Origin of the sequence: Micromonospora sp. NPDC005806, from assembly GCF_042871425.1 — a bacterium.
Lineage (GTDB): Bacteria > Actinomycetota > Actinomycetes > Mycobacteriales > Micromonosporaceae > Micromonospora.
Window position 1 is genome coordinate 78,869 of record NZ_JBIAIL010000005.1, and the last position, 17,623, is coordinate 96,491.

Here is a 17,623-nt window from a genome sequence, read left to right on the forward strand (position 1 = left end):
CGGTCAGATGCGCCGGCGGTTGATGCGCCGGCGGACCACCCCTGGGAAGCCGACCTCCGGCCAGCCGTCCAGCTCGGACGGGGGCAGCCCGCTGCGGAGCAGGTCGTCCAGCAGCAGCGCGAGGGAGTATTCGGGGCGCGCCGCGAGCACCCGTTCCAGGGCCACCGCGGCCAGGGCGCCGTACCCGGCCCGCCAGGCCGCGAAGGCGAGCAGGCTGCCGGGGGCGGCGATCAGCTCGGGATCGGCCCGGCGCAGCACGTCGGTCCAGAGGCTGATGTCGGCGTCCCGCCCGTCGGTCCGTTCCCAGGCGTGGTCGCGCACCGGGAGCTGGGTGAGGAGCACGGTCAGCCAGGCCACCTCGTCGTCGCCCAGGCGCTCGCCGCGCCGATGCCGACGGAACGCGGTGCGGACCGCCGCCACGCCGGCCGAGCGCACCGACCGGCCGCCGACCAGCCCGGTCTCGGTCGCCTCCTCGGTGAGGGCCGCCAGCCGACGGCGGGCGCGGGCGGTGGCCCGCCGCATGGCCACCCGGACCGGACCGTCGACCGCGGACACCTGGGCGGTCAGCGCGGCCCGATCGGGCAGGGCGACCTGACCGGCGAAGACGGCCGCCGCACTGACCTCGCTGGCCCCCGGGTCGTAGGGGGTGCCGTCGGGCGGACAGCAGTCCGGCTCGGTGCAGAGGTAGGACCACCAGCGCCCGTCGGTCACCCGCAGCGCGTCGAGGACGAGCAGCCCCGCCGCGTCCAGCGCCTCGCCGACCGCGTCGACCGCCCCGGTCACCCGGGCGGCCGGCCCGTAGCCGATCACGGTGGCGGACTCGCTGCCCTGCCGGGCGATCACCTGCGCCAGGTGCTGCGCGGCCGGCCGCGGGTCGGCACCCGGCTCGGGCAGGTCACCCCGGGCGGCGAAGACCACCCGGCGGCCGCGGAGCGCCACCACGACCACGCTGTCGGCGGGATGGAACCCGAGCAGGTACGGCACGGCGGCGATGAGGTCGGCGGGCGAGCGAACGGCGAGTCGGGGGCGGTCGGTGGGAGTCATGCCGGGAGCGTGCGGCGGCGGGGTGGCCACCCGACAGGCCCTGTGGACGACACGCGGGTTTTCCACAGCCACGGAGAGTATCGGCGCAGGTGAACGCCACACAGACCCGAGCCGGGAACGCGCACGGCCCGCAATGGTCGGTGGGAGCGGCTACCTTGCGCTCATGGACCTGGCGTACCTGCGGGCACACCCGGAGCACCTGCCCACCTTCCTGACCCACCAGCGGATCCGGGAGACGCCGGTCTCCGGCGGGGACATCTGTGCCGCGTCCCGGCTCACCCTCGACGACGGGCACTCGGTCTTCGCGAAGACCTGGCCGGAGCGTGCGGCACGCCCGGTGCCCGAGGGCTTCTTCGCCACCGAGGCGGCCGGGCTGCGCTGGCTGCGCGAAGCGGGCACGGTCGCCGTGCCGGAGGTGATGGTGGCACTGCCGGAGCTACTGGCGCTCGACTGGGTCGAGCCCGGCGAGCCGACGCCGGAGGCGGCCGAGCGGTTCGGACGCGAGCTGGCCGGGCTGCACCGGGCCGGGGCACCGGCGTTCGGCGCTGAGTGGACCGGCTTCATCGGCGCGCTCCCGCAGGACAACACACCGGACCCGGGGCCGTGGCCGGAGTGGTTCGCCCGCCGACGGCTGCTGCCGTACCTGAAGATGTCGGTCGACGACGGCGCGCTCGGCGCCAAGGAGGCCGGCCTCGTCGAGGAGCTGATCGACCGAATCGGCGAGTTCGGCGGCGACGAGCCACCGGCCCGGATCCACGGCGACCTCTGGCCCGGCAACGTGCTCTGGGGCGCGGACGACCGGGTCTGGCTGATCGACCCGGCGGCACACGGCGGCCACCGGGAGACCGACCTCGCCCAGCTGACCCTCTTCGGCGGCCCGTCGTACCTGGACCGGATCATGGCTGCCTATCAGGAGGAGTGGCCGCTGGCCGACGGCTGGCGGGAGCGCCTGCCGCTGCACCAGCTGCACCTGCTGCTGGTGCACAGCTCACTCTTCGGGACGTCGTACCGGGACGCGGTCGCCGGCGCCGCCCACCTCGCGCTGCGCGGGGCCCGACGCGCTAACGTCGACAAATGACCGGCGCCCCGACGACGAGCGACGGGGTCCTCGTCGACCGGTACGGCCGCGTCGCCCGGGACCTCCGCGTCTCGCTGACCGACAAGTGCAACCTGCGCTGCACCTACTGCATGCCGGCGGAGGGACTGCCCTGGCTGGCCGGGCCGCAGCTGCTGAGCGACGACGAGATCATCCGGCTGGTCCGGATCGCGGTGCAGCGGCTCGGCGTCACCGAGGTGCGCTTCACCGGCGGGGAGCCGCTGATCCGGCCCGGTCTGGTCGGCATCGTCTCGGCGGTGGCCGAGCTGGAGCCCCGGCCCCGGATCTCGCTGACCACCAACGGCATCGGCCTCAACCGGCTCGCGCCCGCCCTGCGCGCCGCCGGCCTGGACCGGGTGAACGTCTCACTGGACACCCTCGACCGCGCCCGGTTCGCCGAGCTGACCCGGCGGGACCGGCTCGCCGACGTGCTCGCCGGCCTGGCCGGCGCGGCGCGGGCCGGGCTGACCCCGGTGAAGGTCAACACCGTGCTGATGCGCGGGATCAACGACGACGAGGCACCCGCGCTGCTCCGGTTCGCCCTGGCCCACGGCTACGAGCTGCGCTTCATCGAGCAGATGCCGCTGGACGCCCAGCACGGCTGGGACCGGACGACCATGGTCACCGCCGAGGAGATCCTGGCCGCCCTGCGCACCGAGTTCGACCTGAGCGCCGACCCGGCCGAGCGCGGCGCCGCGCCCGCCGAGACCTGGCTGGTGGACGGCGGCCCGGCCCGGGTCGGGGTGATCGCCAGCGTGACCCGGCCGTTCTGCGGTGACTGCGACCGGACCCGGCTCACCGCCGACGGTCAGGTCCGGGCCTGCCTCTTCGCCACCGAGGAGTCCGACCTGCGCGGCGCGCTGCGGGCCGGGGCGGACGACGCCGAGCTGGCCCACCGGTGGCGTACCGCGATGTGGGGCAAGCGGGCCGGGCACGGCATCGACGACCCCACCTTCCTGCAACCCGCCCGGCCGATGTCGGCGATCGGAGGCTGACCGGTGCAGCTCACCATCCGCTACTTCGCCGGGGCTCGCGCCGCCGCGGGCCGGTCCGAGGAGACCACATCCGCCGGCCCGTCCCTCGACGAACTCCTCGACGAACTGGCGGCGCGGCACGGCGAACGACTCGCTGTGGTGCTGAAGGCGGCGAGTTTCCTGGTCGACGGCGTGGCCTGTCATGATCGTCGGACACCGCTGCCGGCCGGCGTGACGGTCGACGTGCTGCCGCCGTTCGCGGGCGGCTGAGGAGGGCGCCCGTGTTGGCGATGGCGACGTTCCTGGGCTTTGCTGTGCTCGTCACCGCCCTGATCCACCTCTACCTGTGGAAGCGGCTGGTCCGGGACACCACGCGTCCCGGGCGCTCGCGGCGGATCGGCGGGTTCGCCGTGCTGCTGCTGGCGCTGCTGGTGCCGGCCACCATGGCAGGCACCCGCAACGGGCTGCACTGGCTGGCCTGGCCGGGCTACCTCTGGCTGGCGCTGATGTTCTACCTGCTGGTGCTGCTGCTGGTGCTGGAGGTGCCGGCGGCGGTGGCGACGCTGGTGCTGCGCCGCCGCGAGCGGGCCGCCGCGCCCAGCGCGGTTCCGGAGCCGTCGCTGGTCCCGGCCGGCGGGCCCGCCGCCGTCCGGTTGGACCCCCCGGCCGGTCCCACCGACCCTCCGCTGCCCGGCGCCGACGGCCGGCCCGTCGGGGACCCGCCGGCCGCCGCGCCGGACCACGACCCGGCCCGCCGGTTGCTGCTGGCGCGCGGCGCCGCGATCTTCGCCGGGCTCACCGCCGCCGGGGTCACCGGGTACGGCGTCCGCACCGCGATGGGGCCGCCGCAGCTGGACCGGGTGCAGATCCCGCTGGCGAAGCTGCCGCGCAGCATGGACGGCCTGCGGATCGCCACCGTCTCCGACATCCACCTCGGGCCGCTGCGCGGCCGGTCGCACACCGAGCGGATCGTCGCGATGATCAACCGGCTGGACGCCGACCTGGTCGCTGTCGTCGGTGACCTGGTCGACGGCTCGGTCGCCGAACTGGGCGCCGCGGCCGAGCCATTGCGCGACCTCCGCTCGCGGTACGGCAGCTTCTTCGTCACCGGCAACCACGAGTACTACTCCGGGGTCGAGGAGTGGGTCCGCGAGGTGGACCGGCTCGGCCTGCGGGTGCTCCAGAACGAGCGCCAGGAGATCCAGGCCCGGGGTGGCGTTCTCGACCTGGCCGGGGTGAACGACGTGACCGCGGCCGGCACCGGCCTGGCCGCCCCGGCCGACTACGCCGCCGCCCTGGGCGACCGCGACCCCAGCCGCCCGGTGGTACTGCTGGCCCACCAGCCGGTGGCCGCGCACGAGGCGGCGAAGTTCGGCGTGGACCTCCAACTCTCCGGGCACACCCACGGCGGCCAGATGGTGCCGTTCAACCTGCTGGTGAAGCTCCAGCAGCCGGTGGTCTCCGGCCTCGGCGAGGTGGACGGCACGAAGGTCTACGTGACCAACGGTGCCGGCTTCTGGGGCCCGCCGGTCCGCGTCGGCGCGCCGCCGCAGGTGACCCTGGTCGAGCTTCGCGCCCCATAGCGCGCCCCGGCCGCACAGTCCAGCGCCGCATTGCTCAGGTCACGCGTACGCGTGGCGGCGGGCGACCGGGGGGCCGGGCGTGACAGGATGCGGCGTGCCTCCGTTCAGCGCCGCACCCCCCGGTGGCCTCTCGCCGTTCGTCGCGGATCTGCACATCCACTCGAAGTACTCGCGCGCGTGCAGCCGCGACCTGACCCTGCCGAACCTGGGCTGGTGGGCCCGACGCAAGGGCATCGGCGTCCTCGGCACCGGCGACTTCACCCACCCCGCCTGGTACGACCACCTGCGCGAGACGCTGCACCCGGCCGAGCCGGGCCTGTTCCGGCTCAGCCCGGAGGCGGAGCGGGACATCGCCCGGCGGCTGCCACCCCGGCTGGCCAGCGAGGCGGAGGCGGATCCGGTCCGGTTCATGCTCAGCGTGGAGATCTCCACCATCTACAAGCGGGACGACCGGACCCGGAAGGTGCACCACCTGATCTACCTGCCGGACCTGGACGCGGTGGCCCGGTTCAACATCGCGCTCGGCCGGATCGGCAACCTCGGCTCGGACGGCCGGCCGATCCTCGGCCTGGACTCCCGGGACCTGCTGGAGATCACCCTGGAGGCCAGCCCGGACGGCTACCTGGTCCCGGCACACATCTGGACGCCCTGGTTCTCCGCGCTCGGCTCGAAGTCGGGCTTCGACGCGATCGCCGACTGCTACGCCGACCTGGCCGAGCACGTCTTCGCAGTGGAGACCGGGCTCTCCTCCGACCCGGAGCTGAACTGGCGGGTCGGCAGCCTGGACCGCTACCAGCTGGTGTCCAACTCGGACGCGCACTCGCCGCCCGCGCTGGCCCGCGAGGCCACCGTCTTCGGCTCGGCCCGCGACTACTTCGCGATCCGGGAGGCGTTGCGGACCGGGGACGGGCTGGCCGGCACCATCGAGTTCTTCCCGGAGGAGGGCAAGTACCACGCCGACGGCCATCGGCTCTGCGGGGTGAACTGGTCCCCGGAGCGGACCCGGGAGGCCGGCGGGCGCTGCCCGGAGTGCGGCAAGCCGCTGACGGTGGGCGTACTCAGCCGGATCGAGGAGCTGGCCGACCGGCCCGAGGGGCACCGGCCGGCGCACGCCCGCGCGGTGACCCATCTGGTGCCGCTGGCCGAGATCCTCGGTGAGCTCAACAAGGTGGGCGCCCGCTCGAAGAAGGTCGAGGGGAAGCTCAACGAGCTGATCTCCGCACTCGGCCCGGAGCTGGAGATCCTCACCAGCACCCCGCTCGACGAGATCGGCCGGGTCGGCGGCGAACTGCTCGCCGAGGGCATCGGCCGGCTGCGCCGGGGCGAGGTGCGCCGCGTCCCGGGCTACGACGGCGAGTATGGGATCATCACCCTCTTCGACCCGGCCGAGCTGGGTGCCTCGGGCGGCTCGACCGGGCAGGACACGCTCTTCGACGTACCGGTGCCGGCGCGGCGGAAGCCCGCGGAGCCGGCGCCGAAGCCGAAGGCGAAGCGTCCGGCGGCGGCCAAGCCGGAGCCGAAGCGCAAGCCGGCCCCGCCGCCTCCGCCACCGATCGCGCCGGCACCCTCCCCGCACGAGCCGTTCGAGCCGATGCTGGCCGGCATGGAGGAGGTCGGCACCGGCCTGCTGGACCGGCTCGACGCGATGCAGCGGGTGGCCGCCTCCGCGCCGGGTGGCCCGCTGCTCATCGTGGCCGGTCCGGGCACCGGCAAGACCCGGACGCTGACCCACCGGATCGCGTACCTCTGCGCGGAGCTGAACGTCTTCCCGGAGCAGTGCCTGGCGATCACCTTCACCCGGCGGGCCGCCGAGGAGCTTCGGCACCGCCTCGACGGGCTGCTCGGCCCGGTGGCCGAGGACGTCACGGTCGGCACGTTCCACTCGCTGGGCCTGACCATCCTGCGGGAGAACGCCGGGGCCGTCGGCCTGCCGGCGGACTTCCGCATCGCCGACGACGCCGACCGGGCCGCCGCCCGCGCCGAGGCCGGTGACGACGACGACCGGTACACGGCGCTGCTGCGCAAGCGGGATCTGGTCGACCTGGACGAGCTGCTCGCCCTGCCCGTCGCGCTGCTGAAGGCCGACCGGAAGCTGGTCCGCGAGTACCGGGAACGCTGGAAGTGGATCTTCGTCGACGAGTACCAGGACGTCGACGCGGTCCAGTACGAGCTGCTGCGCCTGCTCAGCCCCGCCGACGGCAACCTCTGTGCGATCGGCGACCCCGACCAGGCGATCTACTCGTTCCGGGGCGCGGACGTCGGCTACTTCCTCCGCTTCTCGCAGGACTTCACCGACGCCCGGCTGGTCCGGCTGAACCGCAACTACCGCTCATCGGCGCCGATCCTGGCCGCCGCGGTGCAGGCCATCGCGCCGTCGTCGCTGGTGCGGGGCCGCCGGCTCGATCCGGCCCGGCTCGACCCGGAGGCACCGCTGGTCGGTCGCTTCGCCGCGGCCTCCGTCGCCGACGAGGCCGATTTCGTGGTACGCACCATCGACGAACTGGTCGGCGGCCTCTCCCACCGGTCGCTCGACTCGGGCCGGATCGACGGCCGGTCGACCTCGCTGTCCTTCTCCGACGTCGCGGTGCTCTACCGCACCGACTCGCAGGCCGCGCCGATCGTGGACGCCCTGGCCCGGGCGAACATCCCGGTGCAGAAGCGCTCGCACGACCGGCTCCGGGACCGGCCCGGAGTGATGGCGATCGCCCGAGAACTGCGGCATGCCGGGCTCGACGGCTCGTTGGCGGCCCGCGTCCGGCTGGCCGGCCAGATCCTGGCGCAACGCTTCGCCGTGCCGACCCTCGACGGCTCCGGCTCGGTACGCCCCGAGGACGTCCGGACGGCGGTGGACCTGCTCACCCCGCTGGCCCGGCGCTGCGGCGACGACCTGGGGCTCTTCCTCTCCCAACTGGCGACCGGGGCGGAGGTGGACGCCCTGGACCCGCGCGCCGAGGCGGTCACCCTGCTCACCCTGCACGGGGCCAAGGGCCTGGAGTTCCCGGTGGTCTTCCTGGTCGGCGCCGAGGACGGGCTGCTGCCGCTGCGCTGGCCCGGTCAGGAGCCGGACGACGACGCGGTGGCCGAGGAGCGCCGGCTCTTCTTCGTCGGACTCACCCGGGCCCAGGACCGGCTCTACGTCAGCCACGCGGCGCGGCGCAGCCGGCACGGGGCGGAACGGGACGGCCGGCCCTCGCCGTTCCTCGACGTGATCGACCCGGGCCTGTTCGAGCGGTTCGGCGAGAGCGAGGCCCGCCGGCCCAAGGACCGCCAGCTCCGGCTGATCTGACGGCTGGCCGTCAGGCGAGCAGCGCCGCCAGCCAGGCACCGGCCAGGATCGCCGGGCCGAACGGCAGGGCGGTGTCCCGGCGTACCCGGCGGGCGGCGAGCAGGGCGAGCACGACGACGCCGTTGATCAGGTGCGGCAGGAGCAGCCCGAGGCCCAGGGTCGACCAGCCCAACCAGCCGAGCGGCAGGCCGAGCGCGGCGGCGAGCTTGACGTCGCCGAAGCCGAGCCGGGAGCCGGGCAGCACCGCCAGCAGCAGGTAGGCGGCGAAGGAGACGGCGGCGCCGGCCAGCGCGGGGAGCAGGCGCCCGGCGGTGCCGGTGACCAGCGCAGCGACCACCAGACCGAACGCGCCGCAGCCGGCCGCGAGCGCCACCAGCGGATCGGGCAGCCGCAGGCAGGCCAGGTCCACCAGCGCGAGCACCAGCCCGACCGCCGCGACCGACAGGAACACCGGCAGGGCCGGATCCGCTCCCCGGGCCAGGGCGAATCCGCCGAACACCACCGCGCCGACGGCGGCCACCGTCGACCGCCCGGCCAGGTCGGAGCGGGCCGCCACCGAGGGCCCGGTGCAGCGGCGGGCGAGCGGCACGGCGGCCCAGCCGGCCAGCGCGCCGAGGAGCGCGACACCCGTCACCGGCCCGGCGGACACGGGTTCGGAGGTTACCGGCGGGCCGCCTCGGCGGCTGCCCCGTCGACCGCTCGGCGGGGCCGTTCGGTGCTCACCACCACCGCCACGCCGGCGACGATCACCGCGCCGCCCAGCATTACCTGCACGGTGACCGGCTCGGCGGCGAGCAGCGCGCCGAGCGCCACCGCGACCGCCGGATTCACGTACGCGTAGGTGGCGACCAGCGAGATGGGCGCGTGGTGCAACAGCCAGACGTACGCGGTGAAGGCGACCAGTGAGCCGGCCACCATCAGGTACGCCAGCGCCGCCCAGGACCGGCCGGTCACCTCGGCGGGGGAGAAGCCACGCAGCTCACCTCGGGCGACGGCGATCACGGCGAGGGCCACTGCGCCGGCCACCATCTCGTAGACAGTGGCCACGAACGGATCGGCGGGCATCCGGATGCGCCCGGAGAGGAAGGAGCCGACCGACCAGGAGGTGGCCCCGACGACCACGGTGAGGGCGCCCACCACGGGCACGGTCCCCGACCCGCCGGTGGGCACCACCAGCAGGACGAGGCCGACGAAGCCGAGGGCCACCCCGGCGAACGTCCAGAGCCGGGGGCGGTCGCCGCCGAGCGTACGCAGCAGCACGACCAGGAGCGGGACGGTGGCCACCAGCAGCGCGGCGATGCCGGAGGGCAGCGCCACCCCGGGCGGTCCGGACTCGGCGAGGACGACCAGCCCGTTGCCGCCGGCAAGCAGGAGCACGCCGACCAGGGCGGCCGATCCGAGTTGCCGCCGGTCGACGCGGAGCGCGCCGGGCCCCCGGCGGGCGCGCAGCACCAGGGCGAGCACCCCGGCGGCCGCGGCGAACCGGGCGGCCGCGGAGGTGAGCGGCGGCAGCGACTCGACCGCCACCCGGATACCCAGGTACGTCGAGCCCCAGAGCACGTAGACGACGATCAGCGCGGTCCAGATCAGGGCCGGCCGGACGGTGGGGGCGGCGGGATGGGCGAGCGGCGTCGCACTCGCAGGGCGTGAGCTCATCAGTGGACCACGCTACGGTGACCACGGCGTCGCCGTCCCCCGTTGGTGGCCGGCCTCTCAGCACTGGCGTACGAGGAGGGCGTTCCATGTCGAATTTCGGCCCGCCGGGTGGACCGGACCCGTGGGACGCGCGGCCCGGGGACGGCTACGCCCCGCCGGGCGGCGCTCGACACGACCCCGGGTACGCCGCGCAGCCGGGCGGTTGGGGCGAGCCTCCGGCCCGGCAGTACGAGCCGACGGGCCACCCGTACGAACCGCCCGCCCAGCGGTACGAGCCGACCGCGGGCTGGGCCGCGGGGCGACCGCACCCGCCGGCGGAGCCCGGACCCGCGGGCTATGGCGGCCGGTCGTACCTCGAACCGCCGCCGAAGCGTGGCAAGGGTCGCCTGGTCGCGGTGCTGGCCGTGGTGGCGGTGCTCGTGCTCGGCGGCGCGGCGGCGTTCTGGGTCCTCGGCCGGGACGAGGCGGCGCCGGTGAGCGGGTCCGGCGCGGCGGCCACGCCGGCCGCCGACCCGAGCGCGGGGGCGAGCGAGCCGGCGACCGGCGCACCGGCCCCGGCATCCTCGACCGATCCGCGCTTCGTACGGGCGGGCCAGTGCGTTCGCAACGACGGAGGCGCCGACCAGCCGAAGCTGATGATCAGCGAGTGCGGCCCGAAGACGTACCAGGTGCTGCGCCGCATCGACGGCGCGACCAGCGGCGAGAAGGACGCCGAGGCCAAGTGCGCCAAGGTGGCCGGCTACACCGACTGGTACTTCTTCGACAGCGAGCTGGACACCCTCGACTTTGTGCTCTGCCTGAAGCAGCGCTGACCCGCCGTAGGCAAAACTAGGGCTGTCTAGTCTCCACGCTAGACAGCCCTAGTTTTGGGTCGAGGTTCCCCGACACGCCGGTAGCCCCATCTACGGATGTCTAGCCTCGCAGCTAGACGGCCCGATACTCTGCGATTCGTGGATCCGGTCCGCAACCCGTATGCCCCGGGCGCCGGCCAGCGTCCGCCCGAACTCGCCGGGCGGGGGCGGGAGCTGGACGTCTTCGACGTGGTGCTGGAGCGGATCGCCCGGGGCCGCCCCGAGCGCAGCCTGATGCTCACCGGCCTGCGCGGGGTCGGCAAGACCGTTCTGCTCAACACCCTCCGGTCGGAGGCCATCAGCCACCTCTGGGGCACCGGCAAGATCGAGGCCCGGCCCGACCAGTCGCTGCGTCGGCCGATCGCCGCCGCGCTGCACATGGCGGTCCGCGAGCTGGCGCCCCGGCACCGCGCCCCGGACCGGATCGACGCCTTCCTCGGCGTGCTCAAGGCGTTCGCCCAGCGCTCCGTGCCCGCCGGGCGGGGCGGGGCCGCGCCGAAGCTGCGCGACCGCTGGCAGCCGGGCATCGACGTGCCGGCCAGCAGCGGCCGGGCCGACTCCGGGGACATCGAGATCGACCTGGTCGAGCTGCTCAGCGACGCGGCGGCGGTCGCCACCGACGTGGGCACCGGCATCGCGATCTTCGTCGACGAGATGCAGGACCTCGGCGCGGAGGACGTCTCCGCGCTCTGCGCCGCCTGCCACGAGCTGTCCCAGCTCGGTGCGCCGCTGATCGTGGTCGGCGCCGGGCTGCCGCACCTGCCGGCCGTGCTCAGCGCCGCGAAGTCGTACTCCGAGCGGCTCTTCCGCTACCAGCGCATCGACCGGCTCGACCGGATCGCCGCCGACCAGGCGCTCTGCGCGCCGGCCGAGCGGGAGGAGGTCGAGTACGAGCAGAAGGCGCTCGACCTGCTCTATGAGAAGTCCGGCGGCTACCCCTACTTCGTCCAGGCGTACGGGAAGGCCACCTGGGACCACGCCCCGCGCTCGCCGATCACCGCCGCCGACGTCCGGGTCGCCGCGCCCGAGGCGGAGGCCGAGCTGGCGGTCGGCTTCTTCGGCTCCCGGTTCGAGCGGGCCACCCCGGCCGAGCGCGAGTACATGCGGGCGATGGCGACGCTCTCCCTGGTGGAGGGGGAGGAGACCGGTCGGGACGACATGGACGCGGCGGTGCCGACCGCGGAGATCGCCCGCGCGTTGGGCCGCAAGCCGGCCAGCCTCTCCCCAGCCCGGGACGCGCTGATCAAGAAGGGGCTGATCTACTCCGGCGAGCGCGGCACGGTCGCCTTCACCGTCCCGCACTTCGGCCGGTACCTGCGTACCCAGCCGACCTGAGCCGCGGGTCGCGGTCAGACCTGGGACCACGGCGGCGGGAAGACCACCTCGCCTTGCGGGGGCGGGGGCTCGTCGCTGGTGGACGGCGGCAGCACCAGGGCCTGCCACGGCTCCCCCAGGCCGGACCACGGGCTGGTCAGTCCCATCCGGTCGGCCCGGCCGAACCCGAAGCGGCGATAGAACGCCGGGGCGCCGAGCACCACCACCAGCCGTTCGCCCAACTCGGTCGCGGCGTCCAAGCCCGCCTGCACCACCGCTGTGCCGTGCCCGATCCGCTGCCGATTCCGCGGGACCGCCACCGGACCGAGCGCCAGGGCGGGATACGAGGCGTCGTCGGTGCGGACCCGCACCCGGGTCAGCAGCGCGTAGCCGACCACCTCACCGCCGTACTCGGCGACCATGGCCAACTCCGGGATCCAGGCGTCGCTGTGCCGGAGCTCGTCGACCAGCCCCACCTCCGGCGGCGTGGCCACGTCGGGGCGGGCGAAGGCGGCCGCCAGCACCCGGGCGACCGGGGCCTCGTCCGCCGGATCCTCGGGCCGGAGTCGCAGGGTCGTCACCCGCGCGACCTTACCGTCCGATCGGTGTCCATCAGCGATGGTCGCTGAAATCGGCACGTCGGCGTCCCGCCTGGACGTCCACGTCGGCCGATCCCTTTCGGGCGTTGCAGGGGTGACGACCGTTGCGACGGGGTATGACTGAGCCATGAAGCCTGTGCGCTCCCTCGCCCGTGTCATGTTGAGCGGCATCTTCGTGGTCAGCGGCGCCCGTAACCTGCAGAACCCCGGCCGGCTGGCTGCTGCCGCGAAGCCGGTCACCGATCGGGCCGCCCCACTGCTCCAGAACCTGCATCCCCGGATCCCGACCGACACCGAGACGCTGATCCGAGCCAACTCGGCCGTCCAGGTCGTCGGCGGCCTGATGCTGGCCACCGGGAAGTTCGCCCGGCCCGCCGCCCTCGTCCTCGCCGGCACGCTGGTGCCGGTCACCGCTGCCGGTCATCCCTTCTGGAACAACGACGACCCGGGGGCGCGCAACAACAACCAGATCCACTTCCTGAAGAACCTCGGGCTCTTCGGCGGCCTGCTCCTCGCCGCCGCGGATACCGAGGGCAAGCCCGGGCTGCGCTGGCGAGCCGGTCACCGGATCAACCACTCGCGTCGCTCGATGCAGCGGGCGGTCCGGACCGCCCGCCGCGAGGCGAAGATCGCCGTCCGATCGGCGGCCACCGCCCGCCGACTTCCGGGCTGACCTGCATCAATACGGCCACCACCCCCCGCAAGGCCATTAATCACCTGAACCGTCCGACACCCGTTAACGCGGTGGAAATGTCAAAAACATGTGTGGGATCGGACACGGTCGCATAACGCGGGAGGCAGCAACGTGAGGCGCCGTTCTAGGCTCCGTGCGGGACCTGGACGGGTAGGACGAGCTTGGTACGGGGGTGGCCACGCCATGCCGGCGACCGTCGGTAGACGGATGGACCGCCTCGCTCCAGTCCACCGCGGAACGCGTGGGATCGATCGCAGGACAGTCGTACGGACCGGCATCGTGGCCGCCGTCGCCTACGCCGCATGGCTCGCCATCGGCGCGTTCGGGCGGCCGTACAACTTCTTCGACATGAAGATCTACCACGGTGCCGTGGTGTGGTGGGCGAGCGGCCACGAGCTGTACGACTTCATCGCACCCTCGACCACCCTGGGCTTCACCTACCCGCCCTTCGCCGGGCTGGTCATGCTGCCGATGTCCTGGCTGCCGGTCGACGCCGCCGGCCTGCTCAACGCCCTGGCCAGCATCGCCGCGCTCGCCGTCGTGCTGGCCGCGCTGCTGCGCCCGATCGTCGACCGGCTCGGCTGGCCGCTCTGGTTCACCGTCGGCATCGCCACGCCGATGGCCCTCGCCATCGAGCCGTCCCGGGAGACGCTCGGCTACGGCCAGGTCAACCTGCTGCTCTTCGCGCTGATCATGGCGGACCTGATCGGGCTGCGGTGGCGGGCCAAGCGCGGCACCCACCACGACACCGCCGACTCGGCGCTGGCCCGCTTCGTCTACAGCGGCATCTGGGCCGGAGTCGGCATCGGCCTGGCCACCGCGGTCAAGCTGACCCCGGCGCTGTTCGTCGCGTATCTGATGATCACCCGGCAGTGGCGGGCGGCGATGACCGCGATCGGCACCACCATCGCCGTGACCCTCGGGACGTTCGCGCTGGTCGGGGAGGAGTCGCGGACCTACTTCAGCACCGTGCTCTGGCAGACCGAGCGGGTCGGCGCGGCGGACATGACCGCCAACCAGTCGCTCGCCGGCCTGCTGGCCCGGCTCTATGACTCGATCGAGACTCCCGGCCTGCTCTGGCTGGCCTTCTCGGTGCTGATGCTGGCGCTGGGCCTGTCCCGAGCCGCCAGCGCCCGTGCCGACGGCGACGAGCTGACCGCGTTCACCCTGGTCGGGCTGACCGCCAACGTGATCAGCCCGATCTCCTGGTCACACCACCTGGTCTTCGTGATCCCGGCGATCATCGTGCTGGCCGACGCCGCGGTACGCCGGCGCGAGGCCAGCCGCGGGCTGCTGCCCCGGGTCACCGGGACGCCCGCCACCAGCGGGGTGCCGCCGCTGCGCCCGCCGATCTGGTACCCGACGCTCACCGGCGTGCGGCACGGGGTCGGCGCGCTCACGCTCTACCTGCTCTTCCTGATCTCGCCGATCTGGCCGTACGAGCACCAACTCCCCGAGGTTTCGCACTACCAGGACGGCCTGTTCGGCGCGCTGATGGAGAACTCCCTGGCGATCGCCCTGATCGCGCTGGTCGCGGCGCTGCCCTGGCGGCCCGGCGCCGAGCCGGCGTTCTACCACGACCGGCTGGTACGCACCGCCCAGCTCACCGCCCGCCGCTGACGGTCCACCCGCGACCGACGGCGGTCGGTCAGGGGCAGTTCACCCACTCCTCGGTGCCGTCGGCGAAGACCTGCCGCTTCCAGATCGGCAGTCGCGCCTTCACCTCGTCGACCAGCCGGGCACAGGCCGCGAAGGCGGCGGCCCGGTGCGCGGTGCTGACCGCCGCGACCAGGGCGACGTCGCCGATCTCCAGCCGGCCGATCCGGTGCGACACGGCCACCGCGTACACCTCCGGGTCGGCGGCGATCTCGGCGGCCACCGCGCGGAGCACGTCCTCGGCGGTCGGATGACCCTCGTACTCCAGCAGGGTCACCGTCCGGCCGTGGTCGTGGTCGCGGACGACCCCCTGGAACGAGACCACCGCGCCGGCCCGCGGGTCGGCGACCGCCGCCTCGTGCGCGGCCAGGTCGAGCGGCTGGTCGGTCACCGCGCCGACGATGACCCCCTGCACCGGGCTCACTGTTCCTCCTTCGTTCGCGACTGCGGGGCTCGCAACCCCGGCTCAAGCGCGCATTCCGGCTCGGCCGCGTCCCACGCGAGCCGCCCCGGCCGGCGCGTCCTCGCGCTCACCAAGCCCGCTCCCCAGGAACCAGCGGCAGCGGCACGATCGGCACCCGGTCCCCGACCGCGCCGGTGGTACCCGGCCGGATCACCGCGAAGCCGTCCGCTCCGGCCAGGCCGCGCAGCATCGCCGAGCCGACGTGGCGCAGCGGGTGGGCGGTGCCGGCGACCCGGTCCCACCGGACCAGGGCGAGGTGGGTGTAGTCGCCCCGGCCGGGGATCGGCTCGGCCAGGGTGACCTCCGGCAGCACCGGCATCGGCCGGCCCTGAAGGCCGGCGAGCAGGGGCGCGACCAGCGAGACCAGCGCGACGACGGCCGACTGGGGGTTGCCCGGGAGGCCGGCCACGAACCGGACCCGGCCATCGTCGTCCACCAGCCGGGCCAGCAGCATCGGGAAGCCCGGGCGGACCGCGACGGTGTTGACCACGTAGTCCGCGCCGAGGGCGGCCAGCGTGGGGTGCAGGTGGTCGACCGGGCCGTGCATGGTGCCGCCGGTGGTGCAGACCAGGTCGGCGGTGGCGAGCGCGCCGCGCAGGGCGGCCACGTGGGCGGGCAGGGTGTCGGCCACCGGGCCGACCACGTCGGCCGGGCGCACCTGGCAGCCGTATCGGCGCAGCCAGGCCGGCACCGCCGGGCCGAGGGCGTCGCGGACCCGGCCGGCACCCGGCGGGCCAGCGGTCAGCAGCTCGTCGCCGAAGACCAGCAGCGCGGCCCGGGGCGGCCGGTGGACCCGCAGCGTGTCGTGGCCGCAGGAGGCGGCCAGGCCGATCAGCGCCGGGTCGACCGGGGTGCCGGCGGGCAGCAGTTCCTCCCCGGCGCACGCCTCCTCGCCGGGCTGCCGCCACTCCGGGCTCGGGCGCGGCCTGCCGTCGACCCGACCGTCGGCGGTCCGGGTCGACTCCTCGACCCGCAGGACCGCGGTGGTGCCCTCCGGGACCATCGCGCCGGTGGCGATCTCCACCGTGGTGCCGTCGGTGGTCAGCGGGGACGCGGTGTGCCCGGCGAGCACCCGCCCCACCACCTGCCACGGGCCGTCCCCGCGCACCGCCCACCCGTCCACGCTGGAGGTGGGGAACGCCGGCAGATCGGTACGCGTGGTCAGCGGCTCGGCGAGGGTGTGCCCGTCGGCGTCGGCGAGCGCCCGGTCGACTGCGGGAAGCGCGGCGGCGCGGCCCACGGCGTACACCCGGGAGCGGGCCTCCTCCCACCCGGCCGGCGGCGGCGCGGCGACCTGCGCCGCGGCGGCTGCGGTTTCCGTGCTCATCCGGCGAGCCTATCGCCCGTGCGTGGTCAGTGGTCGCCGCCGCGGAGCTGGTCGACCGCGTGGCGCAGGATCGGCCCGAGCACGGCCAGCCCGTCCTTCGCCCCGCCCCGCGACCCCGGCAGGTTGACCACCAGCGTGCGGCCGGCCACGCCGGCCAGCCCCCGGGACAGGGCGGCGGTGGGGACGGTGTCGCGGCTGTACGCCCGGATCGCCTCGGCGATGCCGGGGATCTCGTAGTCGAGCAGCGCGCGGGTCACGTCGGGCGTCCGGTCGGTCGGGGTGATGCCCGTGCCGCCGCTGGTCAGCACCACGTCGACACCGTCGTCGCGGGCCGCCCGCAGCGCCCCGCCGACCGGCTCGCCGTCCGGCACCACCACCGGCTCGTCGACCTCGCAGCCCAAGGCCCGCAGGCCGGCCACGAGAAGAGGGCCGCTGGTGTCCTCGTACACCCCCGCGGCCGCCCGGTTGGATGCGACGATGACCCGGGCCCGGATCACGGCCGGTCCTCCGGCCGGACCCACTCGCCCGTCTTGCCGCCCTCCTTGCGGAGCACGCGGACCGCGTCCACCGAGGCGGCCGGATCGACCGCCTTGACCATGTCCACCAGGGCGAGCCCGGCGACGGCCACCGCGGTGAGCGCCTCCATCTCGACGCCCGTCCGGTCGGCGGTCTTCGCAGTCGCGGTGATCTCCACGGTGTCGGTGGTGAGCCGCAGGTCGACGGTGACGCCGTGCAGGGCGATCGGATGGCAGAGCGGGATCAGGTCGGGGGTGCGCTTGGCCCCCATGATCCCGGCGAGCCGCCCGACCGCGAGCGCGTCGCCCTTGGGCAGGCCGTCGCGGCGCAGCAGCTCCACCACCTCGACCGTGGTGCGCAGCCGGCCGGCGGCGACCGCGAGCCGCCCGGAGACCGGCTTGGCGGAGACGTCGACCATCCGGGCCGCGCCGGCCGGGTCGACGTGGGTGAGCTGCGCGGGATCGGTCACGGCCGCGAGCCTAACCCCCGCGTATGACGTGCGGGCGGCTCCGGTCGGCAGGCCACAGCTCGTCGACCATTTCGTCGACCGTCACCAACTGGCCG

Annotated in this window: 16 protein-coding genes and 1 pseudogene; 9 read left to right on the top strand and 8 right to left on the bottom strand. The window is 74.6% G+C overall.

The window, feature by feature from the left end; translation table 11 throughout:
• Window positions 1-3 precede the first annotated feature (3 nt).
• Complete coding sequence (locus ACFYOS_RS08250) at window positions 4-1,044, bottom strand: DUF4192 domain-containing protein (protein ID WP_387136935.1); 1,041 nt, start codon at window positions 1,042-1,044, stop codon at window positions 4-6.
• A gap of 163 nt (window positions 1,045-1,207) precedes the next feature.
• Between ACFYOS_RS08250 and ACFYOS_RS08255 the strand changes: the two genes are divergently transcribed.
• From ACFYOS_RS08255 to ACFYOS_RS08275, 5 genes are all read left to right on the top strand, one after another.
• Complete coding sequence (locus tag ACFYOS_RS08255; RefSeq protein WP_387136936.1) at window positions 1,208-2,122, top strand: fructosamine kinase family protein; 915 nt, start codon at window positions 1,208-1,210, stop codon at window positions 2,120-2,122.
• Window positions 2,119-3,135, top strand: coding sequence for a GTP 3',8-cyclase MoaA (gene moaA / locus ACFYOS_RS08260; RefSeq protein ID WP_387136939.1), 1,017 nt, complete (start codon window positions 2,119-2,121; stop codon window positions 3,133-3,135). Before ACFYOS_RS08255 ends, moaA begins: the two co-directional genes overlap by 4 nt.
• Window positions 3,136-3,138: 3 nt before the next feature.
• Entirely contained in the window at window positions 3,139-3,384 is a 246-nt protein-coding gene (locus ACFYOS_RS08265) for a MoaD/ThiS family protein (RefSeq protein WP_387136942.1), read from the top strand.
• A gap of 20 nt (window positions 3,385-3,404) precedes the next feature.
• Window positions 3,405-4,697: a metallophosphoesterase gene (locus ACFYOS_RS08270; protein ID WP_387137329.1), complete on the top strand. Its 1,293-nt coding sequence runs from the start codon at window positions 3,405-3,407 to the stop codon at window positions 4,695-4,697.
• 94 nt (window positions 4,698-4,791) lie between these two features.
• The gene (locus tag ACFYOS_RS08275; RefSeq protein ID WP_387136944.1) at window positions 4,792-7,983 is read left to right on the top strand and encodes a UvrD-helicase domain-containing protein; all 3,192 of its coding nucleotides are present in this window, start codon (window positions 4,792-4,794) and stop codon (window positions 7,981-7,983) included.
• Between the two features lie 10 nt (window positions 7,984-7,993).
• Here the strand turns inward: ACFYOS_RS08275 and ACFYOS_RS08280 are convergent, their stop codons facing one another.
• Window positions 7,994-8,632: a prepilin peptidase gene (locus tag ACFYOS_RS08280; protein ID WP_387136947.1), complete on the bottom strand. Its 639-nt coding sequence runs from the start codon at window positions 8,630-8,632 to the stop codon at window positions 7,994-7,996.
• Between the two features lie 11 nt (window positions 8,633-8,643).
• Window positions 8,644-9,639, bottom strand: a complete 996-nt coding sequence (locus ACFYOS_RS08285) for an EamA family transporter (RefSeq protein ID WP_387136950.1) — start codon at window positions 9,637-9,639, stop codon at window positions 8,644-8,646.
• Between the two features lie 308 nt (window positions 9,640-9,947).
• Between ACFYOS_RS08285 and ACFYOS_RS08290 the strand changes: the two are divergent.
• Window positions 9,948-10,451: pseudogene (locus ACFYOS_RS08290) on the top strand (flagellar basal body protein FliL); the annotation flags it as partial.
• A 138-nt stretch (window positions 10,452-10,589) separates the two neighbouring features.
• On the top strand, window positions 10,590-11,825 hold the full coding sequence (locus tag ACFYOS_RS08295) for an AAA family ATPase (protein ID WP_387136953.1): 1,236 nt from the start codon (window positions 10,590-10,592) through the stop codon (window positions 11,823-11,825).
• Between the two features lie 14 nt (window positions 11,826-11,839).
• On the opposite strand, the gene ACFYOS_RS08300 is transcribed toward ACFYOS_RS08295, so the two are convergent.
• Window positions 11,840-12,385 carry a GNAT family N-acetyltransferase gene (locus ACFYOS_RS08300; RefSeq protein ID WP_387136956.1) on the bottom strand — a complete coding sequence of 182 codons (546 nt, stop codon included), beginning with the start codon at window positions 12,383-12,385 and terminating at the stop codon, window positions 11,840-11,842.
• 145 nt (window positions 12,386-12,530) lie between these two features.
• Between ACFYOS_RS08300 and ACFYOS_RS08305 the strand changes: the two genes are divergently transcribed.
• Together ACFYOS_RS08305 and ACFYOS_RS08310 are read left to right on the top strand one after the other, a co-directional pair.
• A complete protein-coding gene (locus ACFYOS_RS08305) occupies window positions 12,531-13,076 on the top strand; it encodes a DoxX family protein (RefSeq protein WP_387136958.1) in 546 nt (181 codons plus the stop codon).
• A 204-nt stretch (window positions 13,077-13,280) separates the two neighbouring features.
• Window positions 13,281-14,717, top strand: coding sequence for a glycosyltransferase 87 family protein (locus ACFYOS_RS08310; RefSeq protein ID WP_387136961.1), 1,437 nt, complete (start codon window positions 13,281-13,283; stop codon window positions 14,715-14,717).
• A gap of 28 nt (window positions 14,718-14,745) precedes the next feature.
• On the opposite strand, the gene ACFYOS_RS08315 is transcribed toward ACFYOS_RS08310, so the two are convergent.
• The 4 genes from ACFYOS_RS08315 to moaC all read right to left on the bottom strand — a co-directional run bounded on the left by ACFYOS_RS08315 (window position 14,746) and on the right by moaC (window position 17,528).
• A complete protein-coding gene (locus ACFYOS_RS08315; protein ID WP_387137332.1) occupies window positions 14,746-15,168 on the bottom strand; it encodes a molybdenum cofactor biosynthesis protein MoaE in 423 nt (140 codons plus the stop codon).
• A gap of 115 nt (window positions 15,169-15,283) precedes the next feature.
• Window positions 15,284-16,543, bottom strand: a complete 1,260-nt coding sequence (locus tag ACFYOS_RS08320) for a molybdopterin molybdotransferase MoeA (RefSeq protein ID WP_387136964.1) — start codon at window positions 16,541-16,543, stop codon at window positions 15,284-15,286.
• Window positions 16,544-16,569: 26 nt separating this feature from the next.
• Window positions 16,570-17,040 carry a molybdenum cofactor biosynthesis protein B gene (locus tag ACFYOS_RS08325; protein WP_387136967.1) on the bottom strand — a complete coding sequence of 157 codons (471 nt, stop codon included), beginning with the start codon at window positions 17,038-17,040 and terminating at the stop codon, window positions 16,570-16,572.
• Window positions 17,037-17,528 (bottom strand): cyclic pyranopterin monophosphate synthase MoaC, encoded by a 492-nt coding sequence (gene moaC / locus ACFYOS_RS08330; RefSeq protein WP_387136970.1) that lies wholly within the window; start codon window positions 17,526-17,528, stop codon window positions 17,037-17,039. Before moaC ends, ACFYOS_RS08325 begins: the two co-directional genes overlap by 4 nt.
• Between the last annotated feature and the right edge of the window lie 95 nt (window positions 17,529-17,623).

Bases quoted from the DNA above. Each gene is read 5' to 3' on its own strand.
- ACFYOS_RS08250 (WP_387136935.1), bottom strand. From the start codon at position 1,044: ATGACTCCCACCGACCGCCCCCGACTCGCCGTTCGCTCGCCCGCCGAC.
- ACFYOS_RS08255 (WP_387136936.1), top strand. From the start codon at position 1,208: ATGGACCTGGCGTACCTGCGGGCACACCCGGAGCACCTGCCCACCTTC.
- moaA (WP_387136939.1), top strand. From the start codon at position 2,119: ATGACCGGCGCCCCGACGACGAGCGACGGGGTCCTCGTCGACCGGTAC.
- ACFYOS_RS08270 (WP_387137329.1), top strand. From the start codon at position 3,405: ATGGCGACGTTCCTGGGCTTTGCTGTGCTCGTCACCGCCCTGATCCAC.
- ACFYOS_RS08285 (WP_387136950.1), bottom strand. From the start codon at position 9,639: ATGAGCTCACGCCCTGCGAGTGCGACGCCGCTCGCCCATCCCGCCGCC.
- ACFYOS_RS08305 (WP_387136958.1), top strand. From the start codon at position 12,531: ATGAAGCCTGTGCGCTCCCTCGCCCGTGTCATGTTGAGCGGCATCTTC.
- ACFYOS_RS08310 (WP_387136961.1), top strand. From the start codon at position 13,281: ATGCCGGCGACCGTCGGTAGACGGATGGACCGCCTCGCTCCAGTCCAC.
- ACFYOS_RS08320 (WP_387136964.1), bottom strand. From the start codon at position 16,543: ATGAGCACGGAAACCGCAGCCGCCGCGGCGCAGGTCGCCGCGCCGCCG.